This is a genomic window from Chitinophaga sp. CF418 (genome assembly GCF_900142925.1).
Classification (GTDB): Bacteria; Bacteroidota; Bacteroidia; order Chitinophagales; family Chitinophagaceae; genus Chitinophaga.
In genome coordinates this window covers 66,765-87,153 of sequence record NZ_FRCN01000004.1, presented here as the reverse complement: position 1 = coordinate 87,153, position 20,389 = coordinate 66,765, and the positions used below count along the sequence as shown (strand labels likewise).

Annotated in this window: 15 protein-coding genes; 9 read left to right on the top strand and 6 right to left on the bottom strand. The window is 43.8% G+C overall.

Going from position 1 to position 20,389, the window contains the following annotated elements; translation table 11 throughout:
- Positions 1-356: 356 nt before the first annotated feature.
- Entirely contained in the window at positions 357-1,220 is an 864-nt protein-coding gene (locus tag F3I09_RS10480; protein ID WP_149695001.1) for a TIGR02452 family protein, read from the bottom strand.
- Between the two features lie 268 nt (positions 1,221-1,488).
- On the opposite strand from F3I09_RS10480, the gene F3I09_RS10475 reads away from it, so the two are divergent.
- The 4 genes from F3I09_RS10475 to F3I09_RS10460 all read left to right on the top strand — a co-directional run bounded on the left by F3I09_RS10475 (position 1,489) and on the right by F3I09_RS10460 (position 8,244).
- A complete protein-coding gene (locus F3I09_RS10475; RefSeq protein WP_149695000.1) occupies positions 1,489-2,517 on the top strand; it encodes a metallophosphoesterase in 1,029 nt (342 codons plus the stop codon).
- Positions 2,518-2,840: 323 nt separating this feature from the next.
- Positions 2,841-4,559, top strand: a complete 1,719-nt coding sequence (locus F3I09_RS10470) for an alpha-keto acid decarboxylase family protein (RefSeq protein ID WP_149694999.1) — start codon at positions 2,841-2,843, stop codon at positions 4,557-4,559.
- A gap of 43 nt (positions 4,560-4,602) precedes the next feature.
- Positions 4,603-6,615 carry a hypothetical protein gene (locus tag F3I09_RS10465; protein WP_149694998.1) on the top strand — a complete coding sequence of 671 codons (2,013 nt, stop codon included), beginning with the start codon at positions 4,603-4,605 and terminating at the stop codon, positions 6,613-6,615.
- A gap of 318 nt (positions 6,616-6,933) precedes the next feature.
- Positions 6,934-8,244 (top strand): T9SS type A sorting domain-containing protein, encoded by a 1,311-nt coding sequence (locus F3I09_RS10460; RefSeq protein WP_149694997.1) that lies wholly within the window; start codon positions 6,934-6,936, stop codon positions 8,242-8,244.
- Between the two features lie 61 nt (positions 8,245-8,305).
- Here the strand turns inward: F3I09_RS10460 and F3I09_RS10455 are convergent, their stop codons facing one another.
- Entirely contained in the window at positions 8,306-9,118 is an 813-nt protein-coding gene (locus F3I09_RS10455) for a DUF695 domain-containing protein (protein WP_149694996.1), read from the bottom strand.
- Positions 9,119-9,479: 361 nt separating this feature from the next.
- Between F3I09_RS10455 and F3I09_RS10450 the strand changes: the two genes are divergently transcribed.
- A complete protein-coding gene (locus F3I09_RS10450) occupies positions 9,480-9,665 on the top strand; it encodes a hypothetical protein (RefSeq protein WP_149694995.1) in 186 nt (61 codons plus the stop codon).
- Positions 9,666-9,721: 56 nt separating this feature from the next.
- Entirely contained in the window at positions 9,722-10,363 is a 642-nt protein-coding gene (locus F3I09_RS10445; protein ID WP_149694994.1) for a hypothetical protein, read from the top strand.
- A gap of 134 nt (positions 10,364-10,497) precedes the next feature.
- Here the strand turns inward: F3I09_RS10445 and F3I09_RS10440 are convergent, their stop codons facing one another.
- The 3 genes from F3I09_RS10440 to F3I09_RS10430 all read right to left on the bottom strand — a co-directional run bounded on the left by F3I09_RS10440 (position 10,498) and on the right by F3I09_RS10430 (position 13,921).
- Positions 10,498-10,953: a hypothetical protein gene (locus F3I09_RS10440; RefSeq protein WP_149694993.1), complete on the bottom strand. Its 456-nt coding sequence runs from the start codon at positions 10,951-10,953 to the stop codon at positions 10,498-10,500.
- Positions 10,954-11,264: 311 nt separating this feature from the next.
- The gene (locus F3I09_RS10435) at positions 11,265-12,833 is read right to left on the bottom strand and encodes a S8 family peptidase (protein ID WP_149694992.1); all 1,569 of its coding nucleotides are present in this window, start codon (positions 12,831-12,833) and stop codon (positions 11,265-11,267) included.
- 290 nt (positions 12,834-13,123) lie between these two features.
- A complete protein-coding gene (locus F3I09_RS10430) occupies positions 13,124-13,921 on the bottom strand; it encodes an AraC family transcriptional regulator (RefSeq protein WP_149694991.1) in 798 nt (265 codons plus the stop codon).
- Between the two features lie 92 nt (positions 13,922-14,013).
- Between F3I09_RS10430 and F3I09_RS10425 the strand changes: the two genes are divergently transcribed.
- The 3 genes from F3I09_RS10425 to F3I09_RS10415 are packed head-to-tail and all read left to right on the top strand — an operon-like array spanning position 14,014 to position 18,010.
- Entirely contained in the window at positions 14,014-15,351 is a 1,338-nt protein-coding gene (locus F3I09_RS10425) for a TolC family protein (RefSeq protein ID WP_223233207.1), read from the top strand.
- Between the two features lie 3 nt (positions 15,352-15,354).
- The gene (locus F3I09_RS10420; RefSeq protein WP_149694990.1) at positions 15,355-16,422 is read left to right on the top strand and encodes an HlyD family secretion protein; all 1,068 of its coding nucleotides are present in this window, start codon (positions 15,355-15,357) and stop codon (positions 16,420-16,422) included.
- Complete coding sequence (locus tag F3I09_RS10415) at positions 16,415-18,010, top strand: MFS transporter (protein ID WP_149694989.1); 1,596 nt, start codon at positions 16,415-16,417, stop codon at positions 18,008-18,010. The genes F3I09_RS10420 and F3I09_RS10415 overlap by 8 nt, the downstream gene beginning before the upstream one ends.
- A 35-nt stretch (positions 18,011-18,045) precedes the next feature.
- Here F3I09_RS10415 and F3I09_RS10410 read toward each other — a convergent pair whose 3' ends face one another.
- Positions 18,046-19,557: a hypothetical protein gene (locus tag F3I09_RS10410; protein WP_149694988.1), complete on the bottom strand. Its 1,512-nt coding sequence runs from the start codon at positions 19,555-19,557 to the stop codon at positions 18,046-18,048.
- Between the last annotated feature and the right edge of the window lie 832 nt (positions 19,558-20,389).

The window sequence follows — 20,389 nt, the reverse complement described above, 5'->3', positions numbered from 1 at the left end:
TGGTAAAAGATTCCTTTCGAGGTGTCACAATTCAATAAGTATTTATTGGTAAAATGGTAACGTGTTTGTCGTCTTTCTTCGGATGGAGATTGTTTTGGTCGCTAACTTCTTTGTCTTGATCTGTCTGCAATAAAGATATGGAAATTCATTGATAATCATTCTATTTTCATCACCGGGCTCCTTTTGCCAACTCCATTCTCATTGATGGGCTCAATGGAAAAATAGTAGATGGTATAAGAAAAGGATGGCGGCTGGGGATATATTGCGGAATAGAATATCTGTTGGGGATAACAACAAGGGGTGAAACAGCTATAAACCGGAACACAGGCTATTGGCCGGCATTCCGGTGGGTTGACTTACATGGGTGAATGGCCGAACTGTTGTATGAATGCCTTGGCTGTTTGTTTCTTTTCTGAAGGATCATAGATCGCGAAAACAATACGTGTGAATGCATTTTTGAAAGTTTCATTTTTCAGCAGGTGATGTGCAAACCAGGTTGCTACATCTTCTGTGCTGTTCCTGAATACGCCGCAGCCCCAGGCGCCCAGTATCAATGTGGTCTGTTTATTAACCACAGCCACTGACAGCAGCTTTTCAATCCTGTTAATCATCACGGGCTCTATGCTTATTGCATATTCAGGCTCATTCATTAATAGTGCGCCCTTGTTAACAGCAGGTGCCGTGATGATAGATACGAGATAGTGTTGATCTATCAGGTGGTCTTCATCATTTCTGAAAACAGGTACCAGGGGAGAATAGATCATATGGTCTGTGTACAACAGACTGGCGTGCTTCCTGTTGGTCTCATACATTTCAGGATGCTTCTTCAATGTAGGATAGAGTCCGCTGGCCCTTGCCAGGCTTTCTTCCTGTGCCTGCGCTCCACCCAGGAAACCACCACCTGGGTTTTTAGCAGAGGCAAAATTGAGGCAGCATACATTTTCTGCTCCTTCAGTTACCACCAGTCTGCGGGCAGCCGCAAAGGTACTTTCAGCCGTTACTTCAATGCGGCAGTTGCCGGCAGGGGCATCTTTTAGTTGAGCATCTCTTGTGATGAATACTTTCTCAAAATCATCGGGTTTGTAGTGAATGGTGTTCTCTACAGCATATTTGAGGTCCTTACTGATATCCACCAGTTCATGCCGTTCGTTCTGGTACTGGCCGGCTGCCAGGATGTCCAGTGTTTCATAGGCGATAGCCACTCTTGCACTTTTATTCATAGGGGCATATTTAGTTTGTGTTATTATGACGCAAAGTGAATGTATTTTTGGGAAACATTCAAATTTTTTTTGAAGGAGAGGAATTTTGGAGAGGGTGAAAGTCAATACAGGATATGCTTTGCCGGTAGCTAAGTGTTTGATAGACATTTCTTTCCCTGTTCTGAAAAAAATATTGTCAGCACAAATGACGGATAAGCTTAGTCCATGGCCGGGACCTGCGAATAAATAATAATTGTAATTTCACCGTTCCCTAAACCTATACCGCAATATGAGCCGCACATTTGTAGTAGGAGATATCCATGGCTGTTATGATGAGTTAATCCGGTTAACCGCCCAAATCGGGCTAAAAGAAGACGATCTGCTTATTTCTGTAGGCGATATCATTGACCGCGGAGGGAAGTCGAAAGAAGTGTATCGTTATTTCAGGAACAGACCCAATAGTATAGTGCTTGCCGGCAATCATGAGCGTAAGCATCAGAATGGCGTATTGAGTTATGCGCAGGAGATCGTAAAGCTGCAGTTCGGTGATGAGTATCCGGCATTCCTGGAGTGGTGTGCTTCTATTGGTTATTATCACGAAACGGATGAAGCTATTATCGTACATGCTGCTTTTGAGCATGATTGCGCACTGGCGGAACAAAGGGAGGACGTATTATCCGGATCAACTGCCGGCGATAGGTACCTGGAAAAGAAATATGGAACATCCGCAGAATGGGTAAACAAATATCAGGGTGTTAAGCCTGTTATTTATGGCCATCATGTAACCGGCGATCAGCCTGAAGTGAGGAATAATACATATGGTATTGATACCGGCGCCTGCCATGGTGGATATCTTACCGCGATAGAATTGCCCGGTTTCATTGTGCACCAGGTAAAGGCTGAGAAAGATTACTGGAAGGAGGAACAGGCCAGCTGGCAGATTCCTGTACTGCGAGCAAAGGATTGGGAGAATATGCCTTTTGAGTCCATCAGAAAACAACTGGATAAACTGGCCTACATTGAAGTGCCGGAAGTAAAGGCTTTTCTCGCGGATATTGAAAGCTGGTCGTCCGGGCTTTGCGCATTATATCCTATCATCATAGATGCCCTGGCTGCTTTTGTGGAGCAACTGGTATCCGCACACGGAGCAGACTTCTCCAAAGTAGCTAATCAGTATGTGTTCAAGACATATCTGTTTAAGAGTAAGGGAAATAATCTGAAGACAGAAGATATGGAGAAGAGCCTTAACACACCGGCCAAAGTAACGGAACTGGCAAAGGTATTGGGTGTGGCGAATATTCCATTAAGAAATAATTAATCCCGGATAACACCTGTAACGAAGTTTTTGTTTTTTTATAAAATTGCTCTAATTTCAGTGCACAAGATGTGCTCAGATACCCTTTTTGCTTTAACATAACCAGACCTCAAGTTCTAATATCATCAACAAATTTGACATCATTATATTGCTGTTATCGCATCGGAAGTATGTTCAGGTCGATGTAATGCAGCGCACGTGCTTTTACTGAGAATCGCAAACTGTAAAGAAAATACATCTTATTGTTTAATATCCGGGCTGTGTGTCCGGCGAAAACACCGTACCCTATTGTATGTCGCTCTCAAATGAATAATAAACCATCATTCATGCAAAACACCACCTTTACCGTTGCGGATTATCTTTTAACCCGGTTGAAACAATTAGATGTCACAGAGGTCTTCCAGATACCCGGCGACTATGTTAAACACTTTACCCAGGCATTGGAGCATTTTGACGGCGTTACTGCCATTGGTTGTATTAATGAACTGGATGCGGCCTATGCGGCTGATGCATATGGCAGGACCCGTGGACTGGGCGCTGTGTCCCTTCAATACGGCGTAAGTACATTCATAGCGCTGAACGCCATTGGAGGAGCTTATGTAGAGCGTAGCCCCGTGGTTGTTATCTCGGCAACACCGGGAGCAGATGCCCGCCAGATCACAAAGATGTATGATGTGTTGTACCATCACTCTACCGGCAACCTGGCGGCCGACCAGGAAGTATACGATCAGGTAACGGTAGCCAGTGAAACACTCAGTACCTCTGCCGGCGCTGCGGAGAAAATAGACAATCTCCTGATTGCTGCGTTGACGCACAAAAGACCGGTGTTCATCGAATGTTACAAAGAGGTATGGGGTGAACCTTGTCCGCCGCCGCCAGATATTGTATTACAACCCATCATTCCCAAAAGTGATCCTCTTGCACTGGAGAATGCTGTTACCACTGCCTGGACGCAGATCACCCAGTCGAAGAACCCGCTGATCTTTGCTGGTGTGGAAGTATTACGTCATGGGCTGTCGCCTCTTTTACAGGAACTGATCGATGTGAGTGGTTTCCTGTATACCACCACCAGCCTGGGTAAAACAGTACTGGATGAAGGAGGGGATAAGTTCATCGGCACTTATTCCGATCAGGCGTCTATTCAGAGTGTGTTAGACCTGGTATCGGCGGCAGATTGTTTCCTGACGCTGGGAACTATCATCACCGACGATTATCTCTGGTTTGTCGAGAACAAGTATGCAGACATGGTGCTGGCTACTACAGAGACGATCAGGGTGGGATATTTCACTTATGAGAACGTGACCATGCGCGACTTCATGGAAGCCTTAATAGCCCGTTTTAAAGCCCAGGGAAGCCCTTATCCGCTGCCGGTAAAGGCACCGCCACAACCTCCGTATCCGGAACCCTGGTTGTCCAATTCTGATCCCCGCTGGAATGATCAGCCCCAGGTGATCACCTATAACCGTTTCTTCCAGCAATCCATGAAGTTCCTCAATGATAATAATATGCTGAAGGATATTGTCTGGACTTTCGGTATCAGCTCTGCCATGTATGTGGCTACCAATGCCTATGGTTTGCCGCAGAACAGTTTCCTGGCATCAGCGGCCTGGCAGATCATCGGGTATGAAACAGGGGCGGCATCGGGAGCGCAGCTGGGCAGTGGAAAGCGGGCATGGACGGTAGCCGGCGATGGCGGTTTTATGATGGTTTGCCAGTCCTTGTCGACATTGGTAAGGAACAAGCTTAACTCCGTGATCTTTGTTATGAGTAATGGCGTATATGCGATCGAGCAGGTGTATGTCAATATGGAAGCTTTTGAACCCGGCCCTGAACACAAGTTTGATACATTCGACATCCTGCCTAAATGGGATTACCTGGCGCTGGCGAAAGCTTTCGGAGCTAACGGGTATCGCGTTACCACCATAGACGAGCTGTTGGCTGCATTGGGCGAGATCAAAAACCTGAGCGGCGTACCTGCACTGGTGGAAGTGGTGATCCCTGAAAAAGATCTTCCGCAACAGATGCGCCGCCTTGGTAACGAATAACAATCAGATATCTAATACACTTATAATATTAAACCATACATCTATGGCTAAGACTTATTCTATTTTCGGCGCTGGCGCTGCCGGGCTTTATACCGCATGGCGATTGCTCAATGGTACTGTGAACAGCGAATCGGGCAAAGCTAAACAACTACAGTCGGGCGATACCCTGGAGCTCTTCGACTGGGGCCAGTATACTTTCAATAAAGATAATCAGGGTACCCGCGAGGCTGGTGCACGTGTATGTACATGGCATTATAAGGATGACCCCAATAAATCATACCTGGAAGTAGGAGGGATGCGTTATTCCTACTGGGATGGCAATAACGATGGTAAAAGCGGAGGTCATCGCCTGGTGACAACGGTTATCGAAAAATTGGGGCTGAAACCATTGTCTGTACCATTCAATGAGTCAACTAATCCCCTGTTCTACCTGCGTACAAAGAACATGTACCTGAATGATATTACATCCAGCAATCCTGCTCCCTACAATGCGGATCATTACGCCGCTTCAGACTCCCCTGATACCGGGTTCAACACGGTAGAGAACCTGGCTGTTACCGCCAATTCCGGTCCGACAACAAGGGCTGAATGGTGTAACTTCTACCAGAACGGGGTGATCAAGGTTGATCTGCCGGATTCCTCTATTTTCAAGAAGGGGGATAAATTAAGCGATATCGGCTACTGGAACCTGATGTTTGATCAGTTGGGATCGGAAGGATACAGTTATACTGCCGATGGTAATGGTTATACTTCCAATGTGATCAACTGGAACTCGGCAGTAGCTTTCCAGGCGAATAATGAGTTTACGCCAGGTACAGAATACCGTACGCTGAAGACGGGGTATTCCACTATGTTCAATGCTTTGTTTGACGCTATCGAGGTGTTGGCGAAGGCCCAGGGCGTAACGTTTAATTACCAACCTAATACACGCCTGCATTCCATCCTGGCAACAGATGATGGTAAGGTGAGGTATACTACCGCTACGCGTTCAGCACCTAATAAAAAGGACGGCATTTTTATTACGGACGCTGCATGGATGGCAATGCCTCGCGCCTCAGTGGAACTGGTGGCACAGGCTACCCGTTATGAAGATCATGAGGGTACTGATGTGCTGAATGACAGCCAGGTGCAGTTGTACCTGGAATCGGCCGTTCTGCAGCCATCTTATAAAGTAGGTATGTTCTTCAAAGAGCCATGGTGGGCGAATAATTATAGCGGAGATAATGCGGCTGTCTATCCTGCACAGATCAATAGTTATGAAGTGACGCAGGATGTTATTGATAACCTGCAGAAACAGGGGTTTCCCCAGGGCTATCTGAATGTTATGCAGGACCCGAAGAATAATATCCTGGAAGTACCATACGCCTCTACACCTGATTTCATTAAAGCGGTGGAGCATGCTATCCAGGCCCGGCTGACTGTTCCGCAGGAAGAACAACTGTTACTTGCCGCTGAGCGTAATACCATCGGACCAAGTGTTACTGATACGCCTATCCGGCAGGTAGTTTATTTCGGCAACAATGCGCTGGATCAGAGTGGGGAATCAGTATATGGTCTGCTCGCAGCTTATGATGATGAAGAGTTTACTACCTTTTGGAGAGAGTTAGAGCTGGGACCGGAGAAGACCCGTACTATACCGACTTCACAGGATCTGCAGACACTTGAGGGGCCGCGTGCAGCACCTGACATTATGGTGAAGATGTTACGCAAGCAACTGGCAGCAGTGCATTACGGTCCGGCGTCAGATTATACCTTCGTGCCCGAGCCATTGGAGACACGGTATATGGACTGGTCACTGCCTCCATTTAATGCAGGTTACCATGCTTATGCAGCGCATTATGATGTTTGTGATGTGCAGCAGAAGATCAGGAAACCTTCACAGCTGATCCCGGGAGCGGATGCGAATATCTTTATAGTAGGAGAGGCGTATTCGAATGATCAGGCCTGGGTTGAGGGAGCTTATTGTACGGCGGAGTCGGTGTTGAACGATTTCTTTGGGGTGGAGCCGTTGATTGATAATACACATTATCCGTTTATATGTCCTTGTGGAAAGTGATTTGCTTATGAAGAATAGAGGCCCGTTGCGATAAGTGCAGCGGGCTTTCTTATTACTCTGATGCATCTATGTTAGCATTTTCGCGATGCTGGCGCCGGGTTATTTCATGAATAATAAATGAACCTATCGGGCACTCTTTTTCTTATAATTTTTCTTGCAGGTTACTTTCTTTTTTCGTACTTTTGATGTGTTGAATTGTTTAACCCATTAGGACTTCTAATGAACCAATAACCATTTATTTTCACCAGATAATCTCAATATTTACCCTTAGTGCCTTCGCGCTAACATACTCCGTTTTTTTAATCCTAAAAATATACTATGAAAAGTATCCTTACAAGGAAAGCTATGCTTATGGCCCTCTGTGGCATGTTAACCACTTTTGCAGCCTCCGCCCAGGGCTGGGTAGCTGATGCTACCGGACAGCGATTATACGCTGTAAATGATTCTCTGAAATTTGGCAGTCTGTTTGTAGGCATTGGCACCAATGTTCCTTCTGCTCAGCTGCACACAACAGGTACTGTGAGATTTGCTGGTATCACGCAGAATAACACATTCAACCGCCTGCTGGTGCAGGATACCAGTGGCCGTTTATTCTGGAGAGATGCAGCCTCTGTTGGTAGTGGATCTGCGTGGCTGTTAACCGGTAATGCAGGGACAAATCCCGCAACTAATTTTCTCGGTACACTGGATACGGCGAGATTGGTATTCAGAACCAACAACACAGAAAAAGCTACTATTCTATCCAATGGTAATGTAGGTATTGGTGTAAGCCAGGCAGCCAAATTGCTGCATGTGCACAACAACAACGCAAATGTTGAAGACAACAATGCGTTTCTGTCAGGCCGTGCTCCTTCTCTTTATTTTAGCCTGAACCCAACTCAACCTACGGCGCCACCTTACAGCAGCCCTTATGCAAGAATAGGACTGTCAACAAGACTGGGAAATTTTGTGACCACCAGTCAGGTAGGCGATTTTGTTATCCATACTATTACTGCTGGCGGAAGCTTGGTATTTGGTGTGGGTACAGATGCTCAGGGTACTAATGGTGTGGAGCGTGCACGGTTAAACAGCAATGGTAACTTCGGTATCAATGCTCTTAATCCTTCAGCGAAATTGCATGTAAACGGCAATGTACGTTTCCAGAATCTGCCTTCAGGTACTGGCAGAGTATTGGTGGTAGACGATAGCGGATATGTATACAGAAGCAACACTAGCAGCGCACGTGCTGCGGAAACTGCTGGTTCAGGTGAAGATGTCGCTGCCCTGCAACAGGAAGTGAATGCTTTAAAACAGACGCTGGCAGAAGTACAGGCACAGTTGGCCGCAATAAAAAGTGGCAGCCTGCAGGTAAACGCAAATGCTTCCGGTGAATCTTTCGTACTCGGTAATGCGCCTAATCCGTTCAATGGCAGCACTACTATTAAGTATGCTTACCCACGTTCAGCATCTAAAGCATATCTGACTGTATCAGACCTGAGTGGCAAACAGATCAGACGTTTTGATCTGAAAGCTAACAGTGGTAACAGCGTTACGGTGACACTGGATGGCGTTAATGCCGGTACTTATATCTACAGTCTGGAAGTAGACGGACGGATCGTAGAAAGCAAGAAAATGGTGTATACAAAATAAGCGCGATTGGCGGATCCCGCTTAGTAAAAAGCCCGCTGCTATTGACGCGGCGGGCTTTTGGTTATTTTACTACTACAGTTTCCCAGCCATCATAAACGCCGTTACATTTCTTTGCTTCTTTTCTCAGTTCAGTGGTGATTTTGCTTATGGATGGCAGATCAATCTTGTCGGTTCTTGAGATATGTAGTTTAAGCAGTTCACTTTTTGTGTCTTTTCCTTTTGTTTCTACTTTGAATCCCTGTTTGGTAGCGTATGGGATAAAGCAATCCATATCTTTCTCAGTAGTGAACCCTATTGAATGATCAACACGTCTTTCTTTATCCAGCTTATCGCCCTGCTTTTCAAGCGTCATCAGTATTTTCTCATTCTGCATGTATTCCAATGTCTCTTCATTTGGATATAAAAACTTCAGGTAGGCATCCCAGTCTTTATCAGGCTTAATGTTGATGTAGGGATCATATGAATTAAAGTGTTTTTTATATAAAGCAGTGAGGCGGTCTCTTATTTGTGTTGTATCCGTTATATAGTAATATTCCAGCCGTTCACATTGATAAGTGAATGTACCGGCCATGATATTCTTTACCAGTGTAGTGACAGTCGCGTAGACAGAGTCGGAGATTGTGTATAGATGGGATAATTCGTTTTCTGTTGGTACGCCGTTCGCGCAGTCCTTAAATTTCACGCCTGTTATAAGCACAAAAGGAAATCCGTTGACAGGGGCGGTTTGTTTGAGTCCTTTGTCGAAAACGGTGCTGCCGGCTCCCTGGCCATATTGGGCCTTGTAGGCGTCAAAGTCTGTCTTCTGGGCTCTCAGGGAAGAGGAGAGGATGAGAGGTAAGGTGATGGATAATATGAGGCGGATAGAGATATTCATGTTATTGGTTTAAGATATGGAAGTATGCTTTTTCCCGGGTTTTACCTGACAATTTCTAATCTGTTTTGTGTTACCAAAAAAGCATTTTTTTCTGATATTTTGTCAAGTAAATTCCGGAAAATACCTGACAATGGAAATGGCTGATTATGGCCATTCGTGATGGTTATTTTTGGCAAAGAATGTCGAAGGGGAGTCCATAAATTCGGAGGGAAGTTGTAAACTAAAGTGCGGAGTGATATTCTCTTTTTTAAATTAAATGAATGGTAATTAATAAAATATGAATATGATTGTTTTATTCAAAAACAATATTTTAGGTAGCTATTAGGGGGCGGAATAGGAATAAAATTTGTAAATTTGTGTCATGACTTCTGTAGTACTATATAATCAAATCAAGGAAGCCCTTGTCAGGCAAAGACAGGTTATCGCCAGTTCGCCGCAAACTGCGAGTAAGCTTGTTGAAGATTTAGGTATAGGAGATTTGTATATCGAAAGTAAGAAGGTTAAAGTTGCTCCCAAAAAGATTGCTGCTAGAAAAATAGCTTCTTAATAAAATTTTCCTCCTCCAAAAAAGATTTATTTCCACGTAACTTCCTACCGAAGAATATGATCTATTCAACTGATCCTGGCTTAATAATAGGCTTTCATGGATGTGACTTAAGTGTACAGAATAAGGTTATTAATGGCAAAACATCGTTGCGTCCCAGCAGGAATGATTGGGATTGGCTTGGAAATGGTATATACTTTTGGCAAAACAATTATGAGCGAGCCTGGGATTTCGCTTCCAATCCTCCGCCAAATGTCAAAATAAAGAAGCCAGCAGTCATTGGGGCTGTTATAAGCTTAGGACACTGTTTAGATCTGTCAGATAAAATGTGGCTGGATTTGGCGAAGTATTCTTTTGATAGCCTAAAGAAATTAAAGGAATCTGAAAGCAAAAAGCTGCCAGCAAATATTAATCCACCGAATGATTTGGGCGCAAAGGATAAGATCATAAGAAGATTGGATTGTGCCGTAATACAAAATATCCATCAGTTGCTTGAGGCTAATAATATCACTCCATTTGATTCAGTGAGGGGCATTTTCTTTGAGGGAAATCCATTGTATGATGGTGCTGGGTTTCACGATAAAACACATGTGCAAATTTGTATCAGAAATCCTAATTGCATAAAGGGATACTTCCTTCCCAGAAAGGAGATCATTTGGCCATCAGCGAAAAAGGAGCACAGGTACCGGGAAGCAGTTTAAGCTGCTTTTGCTGGAAAGCCCATAAAACAAAAAGAATCCGCCTATGAGAGCGGATTCTTTTGAAAGTTGGTTAATGCGCTATAAATGTAGACGCTTGAATGTCATCTCAGGCGTTGGATAAGATATCGGAGTTGTTACTTTTTAGAGGAAATAAACCTTGTTTTGATAGTCTCTTTGCCGTCTGTGATGTCCAGCATTAAAACATATCCTTTTGAATACCCTTCCGACGTCATCATCTCCCTAAATAAATCAAAGTCGAAAATCGATGGTAAAATCAGGTTATCATCTACCTTCAGAAACTCGTTTGTACTATCGATCAGGTGTTGATATTTAAATTTTGCCCCCTTTGGATAGGCTTCCATGGTTATTGTGTATCGTTTTACTTCAACGAGTGCTTCTTCCAGCATCACATAAAAATTCAGTTTATTAATGGGCATTCCCAGGTCACGTGCAATCACCTGCATACCGGCTTTGATGCTGTCAGTCAAATTGTGGCTTTTATAATCGACGATACGTTTCGTTTCTTCCTGTGCGAAGCTATTTAAGCACAGGCTCAGGAGTAGGCAGACAGAGAATAGGATTTTAGGCATAGAGGGATGTTTTACAATTAATAAATAGGGGTGTAGTGAGAGATAAAAGAAAAGCCCGCTCATTGAGCGGGCTTTTTCGTTGCCTGACCTGGATTCGAACCAAGACAAAGCGAGTCAGAGTCGCTTGTACTACCGTTATACTATCAGGCAATAGTACCGGGGAATATTTCCCCGTTCGGGACGGCAAAATTATATATTTCCCTTCAATTTCCAAAAAAATCCTCAATAAAATTATAAATGACTGTAAATCAAAAAAGTAGTTCCGCATATGCGAAACTACTTTTCTATTGGAAAAAAGGAAATTGATTGTCTTATTTATAAGTTGCGGCCAGTTCCAGCGCTTTATAAGCATTCACTACACCGCCGGTGCGGCAAAGGTCTGTCATCTGTACTGTTTTAGGCTGACCTTCTTCAAAGATGGTCACCGGGTGTTCTACTTTTACCACTGATTTCAGGATGATATCTTTTACCTGTATTGCGCTCAGCTTAGGGTAATAAGAACGGATCAGGGCAGCCAGGCCGGTTACCACAGGAGACGCCATACTGGTGCCATCATGGTAGTCGTAATGGGAGCCTGGGGTGGAGGAATAGATGCCTACACCAGGAGCAAATACATCCACGGAGATTTTACCGTAGTTGGAAAATGGCGCTGCCAGTGTTTCGTCATTATCAGGGCCGGAAGCTCCTACTTCTATCCAGGCAGTTGCGGTGTCACCATTCTGATAAACACGGCTGGGATAGTTGGGCGTAATGTCGATGTTCTCTGCATCATTACCTGCCGCATGAATCAGTAATACGTCTTTGGAGATGGCATATTTAACCGCTTCGTCCACAACATTCTTGTTAGGGGAGTAAGCCTTACCAAAACTCATATTGATCACGCGGGCACCATTATCTGCCGCATAGCGGATAGCATTGGCTACATCCTTATCTCTTTCATCACCATTAGGGACAGCCCTTACTGACATGATCTGCACATTGTTAGCTACACCGTTTATGCCCAGGTTATTATTCCTGCCTGCGCCAATAATGCCTGCTACGTGTGTACCGTGGTCAGCGTCTGGACCGGTTGCATCGCCGGAACCATAATATCTTTCAGTTGGATTGTTATAGTCGTCGCCTACAATAGCGCGGGGATCGTAGTCCAGGTTCAGCTGGTATTGCACCTGCTCTTTATAGTGGGCTACAGCAGCATCCAGTTCTTTTTCGCGGAAGGTTTTGAAATCAGGGAAACGCTCCAGTTGCTGAGATACTACCTGCTTGATCTGTGCTTCTGCCGGGTTCTGCGGAGTGTATGCCTGTAATTCGGCTGCTGTTGGGTTATTATTGCCCAGTTTGATCAGCATGGTATCCAGCATACCTACAAAACGGGTGATGCCGTATAGTGTTTGCTGCGCTTCAGATAGTTTCAGCTCATATTTATTTCTAAGTACCTTATATTGGTATAGTCCGGCGGTGTCTTTAGGCGCACTGTTCAGACTGCCGAATTGTTTCTGTTGCTGGCGGATGATACGGGTCAGCTCCAGGTTGTCGTAGTCAACATTACCTTTAGTAGAACCGATGAAATTCCAGCCGTTGATATCGTCTGTATAATGGTTCTTATCATCATCTTTACCATTGCCTCTTTTTTCTTTAACGTTTACCCACAGCACGCTTTTCAGGTCCTCATGCGTTGTGTCAATTCCACTATCGATTACCGCAACAATTACAGGTTTGGATTTCTTGTCCTTTAGCAGTTCCGTATAAGCTTTTTCAACACTGATACCGAATACGGAATCTTTCTGAAGGTCCATGTTCTGCCAGTTCTGTGTCTGTGCCTGTGCAATGTAACCTGACGCTAATAATGAGGCAATGACTGCCGCCCGCTTGAAAATCTTCATGTGATAAATCATTGAATCAGCTGTAGTCCTGTTCTTGTATGTGACTAGCTGGGGTTGGTTTAAGATTGAATTGAATGTTGTTAATAAAATGCTACGTCCAATCCTGAGTTGCTCTGACCTAATGCTCCTGAAGGAAATACTGTTGCGCAAGGTAGAAATTTAATAGTATTGGAAATGTTAAAAGTTGCCCAGCGGTAAGGTGTTTATTCAATTGGATTAACCGTTTTTTCTTAAAAGCAGATGTTATAGGGGTAATATTTCATTGAAAAATACGGATTTGCAGGCGCATTTTAGTAAATATCCTGTTGAAAACTGGAAGGCCGTTTATTCGTGAGCTGATAAAAGACCTTACTAAAAGCAGCAATGCTACTATAGCCTGTTTGATAAGCAATTTCACTTAATGTCTGGTTCGTCTGAAGGATCATTTCAATGCCTTTCGCAACTCTTAATGTTTTCAGGTATTGTACAAAAGACATATCCAGGATATTGGTGAAGAGGCGGGAAAGGGTACGCGGACTCATGTCGAACTGATGACTAACCGTTTCCAGGGTCAGCTGCTGATCAAAATGCTGAGCAATATATTGCAGTACCGGTTGCAGCCGTTCATGTTGTGTGGTAGGTAATGCCACGGGTAATGCAGCGGTACTTATATCCGGTAGAATATCTTTAATAGCGCTCAGGAAACTGAAGCCGGGTTCGCCGGGTAAAACATGTTGCCCCCAACGGGCCGAATAGCTGATCATCTGCAGCAATAATTCATTGACAGGATAAATGCCCAACCTGGTATAAAAGGGTGTCAGGTGATCGTTATGGCTATAGAAATACAGATTACGGGTAGTGGTAGCCGCCTTTGAATGTTTTATCTGCATGTAATGCTGCTGATGTTTAGGTATCCATATATAATGACGGGCAGGAATTACATAAGATCTGTCAGGCATGTTACAAAATGCAATGCCTCCTTCCACATAGGTCAGCTGTCCCTTTTCATGCGCATGCATAGAAAACTTTCTCTCCACTTTTTCGTGCAAAACATAGACTGATTGAGGATGTACATCTATCTCACTTAAATAAGCGGCTAGGGGCTGCATGTTCTTAAATGGCTTGAATGGATAAATAATTGGCAATTTAGATAAAAGTGTTCATATCCACGCACAGTACCTTTGCATGCAGAATAAGGAATATGTTTACAAATATCAGAAAGGCATATGCACTGTTGCCTTTTATGTTTTTGACATTGTGTGTAACGGCACAACAATCTCAGGACACTACCAAACCGTTACATCTATCCATTGAGCGGATATGGGAACAGGCGGAATTGAACAATAAACGGATAGAAATGTCCAGGCTACGCGTGGAAAGCAGTGAAGAAGCTTTGAAGGATGCGAAGGCCGAACGGCTACCGGAGATCAATGCTGCAGGCGCTTATGCACGCGTTACCAATATGCCGGTATATGAAGATGGCCTCTTTCATACACCACAACAATTCCCTGTCTTACATAACTATTATAAGGTGGGAGGAGAGGCATACTTTAATATTTATAACGGGAATAAGACGAACCTGGAAATTAAAAAGGAAGCGACGGAGCATGTTATAGCTGAACAACAAAAGAATCTGACCGTATCCGAAGTGAAATTCAATGCGGCAGTCTGTTACCTGGATCTGGCGCGTAGTTGCCGGTTTAAAGAATTAATAGCAAAGGATATTGCCGAACAGGAAAAGCAACTCGCCCATATCCGGGAGTTACAGAAGAATGGTGTTGTGCTGAAAAGTGATGTGTTGAGAGCAGAGTTAAAATTGTCCCGCCAGCAGATGGGTATGGTGCAGATCAACAATGATATTGCTATTTCCAGTCAAAAGCTGGCCATTATGATCGGGGCGGATGAGCATATGTTAATTGAACCCGACAGCTTATTTACAGACCAGGAGACAATACCTGGTACCTACGAGGAATACCTTACTGCTGCCACAGATCATGCATATGAATTCAAGATCTCTGAGGGAGAAACTGCACTGAAAGAACTATCGCTTAAGCAGGTGAAAGCAAATGTATCTCCTAAGGTTGGCTTGTTTGCAGAATATGCATGGGCCTATCCGCAGATACAGTTTTATCCTTATGCCGCTGCAATGTATGGATTAGGCATGTATGGTGTGAAAGCATCTTTTCCTATCTCTTCATTTTATCATAATAAGCACAAGGAGAAAGTCGCGCAACTGCAACTGGAGAGACAGGAAGTAGAACATAAGGAGACGGGCGACGAGGTAAGGCAACAGGTGAACGAAGCATTCCTGCGATACAAGGAGGCGCTGACACGTATAGACGTAGCAGAGACAAATGTGAAGCAGGCTACCGAGAATCTCAGAATAGTGAATAACACTTATTTCAATCAGCTTTCCCTTGTGACCGATCTGCTCGATGCAGATACACAAATGCTGCAGACACGTTTTGACCTGGTGTCGGCAAATATTGCCGCCCGCGTCAGGTATTACCAGTTACAAAAAGTTATAGGCAATTTATAAATTATGACAGGCAAGAGGAACAACTATGCGAAGACCGACAAACTGATCACAGCCATCACCGGCTGGATAGCTGGTATCATCCTGGTGGCGCTGGCTGTATGGGGGATCATTACCTTATTTGAACTGCGCAGGTATGAAGAGACCAATGATGCACAGGTGGAGGAATATATCAACCCTATTACTTCACGTGTGACGGGTTATATCAGCAGGATCAATTACGAAGAAAATCAGGATGTAAAGAAAGGAGATACTTTATTGGTGATAGATGACAGTGAATATGTGCTGCAGGAACAAGAGGCAAGTGCTGCGTTGATGAATGCCAGGGCGCAGATACAGGTACTGGAGAGTAATGTGCTTACCAGTACCAAAACAGCAGAAGGGACACAGGCACAGATCGCGGCAGCTAAGGCTAAACTCTGGAGACAACAGCAGGAATATGACCGCTACAGGAAATTGTATGATGCGGAATCGGCTACGAAGCAACAACTGGAGAATGTGGAAACAGCGTTGGATGTAGCGAAGGCCGATTATCAATCCGTCTCTAATAACTACGATGCTGCTGTATCCAAAATCAATGATATCAGGTCTCAGAAAGCAGTGTTGATGGCAGAGATACAAAGGCGGGAAGCCCTGCTGGGACGTAATAAACTGGATGTTTCCTATACTGTGATAAGAGCGCCTTATGATGGTAAAATGGGCCGCCGTACTATACAGGATGGTCAACTGGTTCAGGCAGGACAAACATTAGCCTTTATTGTGAACCAGGCTACCGGTAAATGGATCATTGCCAACTTCAAAGAAACGCAGGTCAGCAAAATGCATATTGGGCAGTCGGCTGATATTGAAATAGACGCCTTTCCGGGTAAAACCTTCAACGGAACGATTGAGTCGTTATCACCTGCTACCGGTTCCCGTTTTTCTCTTTTGCCGCCGGATAATTCATCAGGTAATTTCGTGAAGATAGTACAACGCATACCGGTGCGCATTAAACTGACGAATACTTCCAGCGAGACTGTCCTGTTACGCGCTGGCATGAATGCCACTGTTTTAATCAGTAAGAAGCATGGCTGAGCGTACTCCTATCTTTAAACCATGGGCCTCCGAATGGCTGATCAGGGCAGTGATCTTTATCAATCTGATGCCTTCCATGTTGACGTTCGGGCTCTCAACTGCGTATGGGCCTGCCGCAGCGGGATACTACGGTATAGAGCCTGCGGATGTGCAGTATTCGATGGTATTGCTCTATGCATCACTGGCAGGATTCTTTGCGCTGGAAAGAAGATTCTTTGTTTTTATTGCCAGTAAAGAATACCTGATCATAGGGACCGTGGTACAAATCATTACTTCCTACGGCTGCTATATTACACGCGATCTGCATATACTATTGGGGCTTCGCTTTATACAGGGGATGGCGAACTGCGTAACCACGAGTGTATGTGTTACACTTGTGTTCAGCAGATTACGGACAAACCGTGCCAGGGAAATAGGTTATTCCCTTTTCTATGCTATCCTGCTTTGTATAACTGCTATTACCACTTTGCTGACCGCGCCGATCATTGATACCTTTGACTATAATGTGCTGTACAAGTGGATGATCTTTATGTATATACCCGGTGCGGTATTACTGATGCTGATCATGAACAGAATACGGCTGAATAGGAAGTTCCCTTTGTACCAACTTGACTGGGCAAGTTATGTGATCTATACTTCGGCGCTTTGTTTGCTGGGATATATTCTCCTGTACGGGCAACAGTATTTCTGGTGGAGCGATGAGAGGATCATGGCGGCTACGATAGGTGTGATCGTGCTGACACTTATACATGTCTTCCGCCAACGTTCTTTAAAGAGACCTTACCTAAGCCTCGAAGTATTCCGTTACCGGAACTATGTGATTGGCGTAGGCCTTATAGTGGTCCTCTATATCTGCAGGGGAGCATTGAATATTACAACGAATCATTTTACGACTGTATTGGGTATGGATCCAGAACATTTATCTTATATACTGCTGGCTAATATTGGCGGTATCGTAGGTGGTGTGTTGTATTCATCAAGATGGATCGTGATGAAAAGACCAGTGAGATGGATATGGATAATAGGATTTGCCTTGCTGCTGGTATTTCATCTGTGGATGCATGCTTTATTTACTACGCAGGCAGATGCGTCAACGTTCATAGTACCATTGATCATACAGGGGTTGGGTGCAGGGATGCTGATGGCGCCTATGATTATTTATACTATCTCTTCAGTGCCGTCGCACCTGGGAGGTACAGCATCAGCAACAGGTGTCTTTTTCCGCTTTGCAGGTTTTTGTCTCAGCATTGCGTTCATCAACTACTTTCAACTCTTTTCCAGGAAGGTGCACTACAACCGTTTCCTGGAACTGGTCACTTCGCTGGATCCCTTTGTAACAGCAAGGCTGGAGGGATATAAAAAAGCTGTTGCAGCAAAAGGGATTCCGGCAGACCAGGCTGTAAAGATGGCGAATGGGTTATTATACCGCTCCGCAGATATACAGGCGCAGATCCGTTTTTCTATGGATTATTATTACCTGATCAGTTGTCTGCTGGTGGTGATCATTCTGTTGATTGCATTACTGCCTTATCTGAACAGAACTGTTATTAACCTGAGGAATAATCAGCCTGCGCCTGCATCGTATTGAGCAATTGAAATAACGTAATGATTTTTACGAACCAGTTAATTCTTAGTTTTCTCCTGTAGTACCGCACTTAAGGTCTTACGCTTCAACTTTGCTTCTATCCAGGCTGAGAAGTCAAAAAGTTTCAGCTGCTGGCGTTCATATTTGTCAGCTTTTATTTTCTCAAAACTGGCATTGATCTTTTTCCATAGTGCTGCGCGATAAGCAGTGACGGGAGGTATTTCACCATTTCCAAGGAACTTGATAACAGTTCTCTCCAACAGATAGGAGCGTTTTGTATCTGGTTGCAGGTGACGGCGGAAAGCTCTTGTCTCATAACGGATATATTCGTAGTTGCCCAGTTCATATTGTATAAGCAGGTGTACCAGGCGACAGGTGCGGTAGATAGGCAATGTGCTGTAAAGGTTACTTTGTAATACCTGTTCAAGACTGTTATGCGCATTGTTAATGTCTTCATTGCCCAGGTATATCAGCGTCATATAGAGATAGATCTCAGCCTGCTTACTAATATCCATCAACAGGATGTTCTTTTTTATTTCAGGCATATACTGTTGCAGTAGTGTTAGTGCTAGTGAGAAATTGCCACTGTCTATATAAGCGCCTGCCTCATAGATAAATAACAGGCGTTGCTGCATGATGGCGAAATAGACATTATCGCCATTCAAACGTTTTACCTTATCTATAAATGAAAATAGCTCCTCATAGTGTTTGCCTGCCCGCAAACTGTCCAGTATGCCTTCTATGATCAGGAGATGATCGGCTGGAGTGTCTTCGAAAAGCACCGGATGGGTTTCCAGTAACTGATGCAGTTTGTGGAATACCTGTAATGCCGCAGGGTAGTCGCTGGTGACGAGGTGATAATGCGCTTCGAACAGCAGATGTACCTTCAGACTGGTTGCAGAATGATGTATAGGCGGAGGCATGTCAGCATTCAATGCATCTATCGTCTCCTGTTGGCGGACAGTACGTGCGCTGCCTCTGTATAACAGGTGATGTCTGAGCGTTTCGTACCGGGATGTCTGTTGTCTTATCTGTTGCATATCCAGCATTGTTTGCTGTATACCAGATTGTTTTTGTAACAGGTCTTCTTCAGTAATACCCGGAAAATTCATCTGCTGCAGCAATTGCATCTCCTGTTGTTGCGCCCATAACTGCAATAGTTGTTTTTCATTGGCTGATGCAGTTGTTTGTGCTTTATGTAATTGCTTCAATGCGTCTTCATGTAAAGAGCGTTCAAAAAGGATATCGCATTTCAGAATACCAGCTGTCAGTACCGCAGTAGGATGTCGTTGCATGCGCAGATGCAAGAGGCAGTCCAGTAATACTTTGTACAGATATTTACTGCAAACTTCATAACTACAGCCAGCATATTGTTGCTGAAACGCCTGCTTTAGTTCAGCAGTGCTTCTGAAAGACATGCGTTCCATCATGTTGAAAAGGTTGACATAGTCTTTGTTACCCTGCTGGAGCGCCGTATACAAACGGAAATATCTTTTTTCAGCTTTTGTAAGTGTATTTATAAGTCTGCTAAGCATGTCAGCTTTAGCCATAGTCCAGTTGGTTTAAATTTATAAGGCCCCCAAACTTTCCATTGTTTCAGTAAGAGATCTGGTTGATACGAACCAAAATAAGTTAAATAACGAATAGTATTCTATTGATGTTATAAAGACAATGTTATTGCTTTTGGATTATCCTATTTGTATAAGAATATTGTATTATTTGTGTAGTTGTAATGTTTGTTAAGTGATTGATTTATATTGTTATGTGGGCTTTTTGAAGTAGCGGGAATATTGAAAATAATTGTGTTGGGAATGTCTATTCTTTATAAAAAAAGGTTAAAAAGTTATCAGATGGCTCATTATATTTGAATCGTAATAAAGGCACAAATGCGAAAACATGTAACCTGTACTTTGTAGATTCCCGTTGACAGCCCTGATGAAATGAAGAGTGTTAGTTAATCGTAAGAGTTCAACCTAAATCGCAAACCAAGAAAATATTGTAGCAGGAACGAAGAAATCAAGTAAACAGGATTACAAGTAACCAGTAGCTTCACAAAGTATCAACAGCAAACAATTTATTTTTTTTAAACTTAAACACATTCTATTGATGAAAAGTATACGCTAAAACGTTTTATACAAGCAGTTAAGAGATACTAAGTCCAATGCAGCAACACTGCATATTATTTATTTCACGTTATAGTTTCCACGGGTCAGGTTCGGTGTTGTTCACCCAGTTCACTCAAGTATAAATACCACTTTTAGCGTTTAGCTACGCGGGGGGAAGGCCTATCATTGTTGGTCTATACCTTCTAATAAATTCAATTTTAAATACAGGATGTAATCGATTACTCAGTGTGCTTTCATCACTGTGGTGATCAGCTCT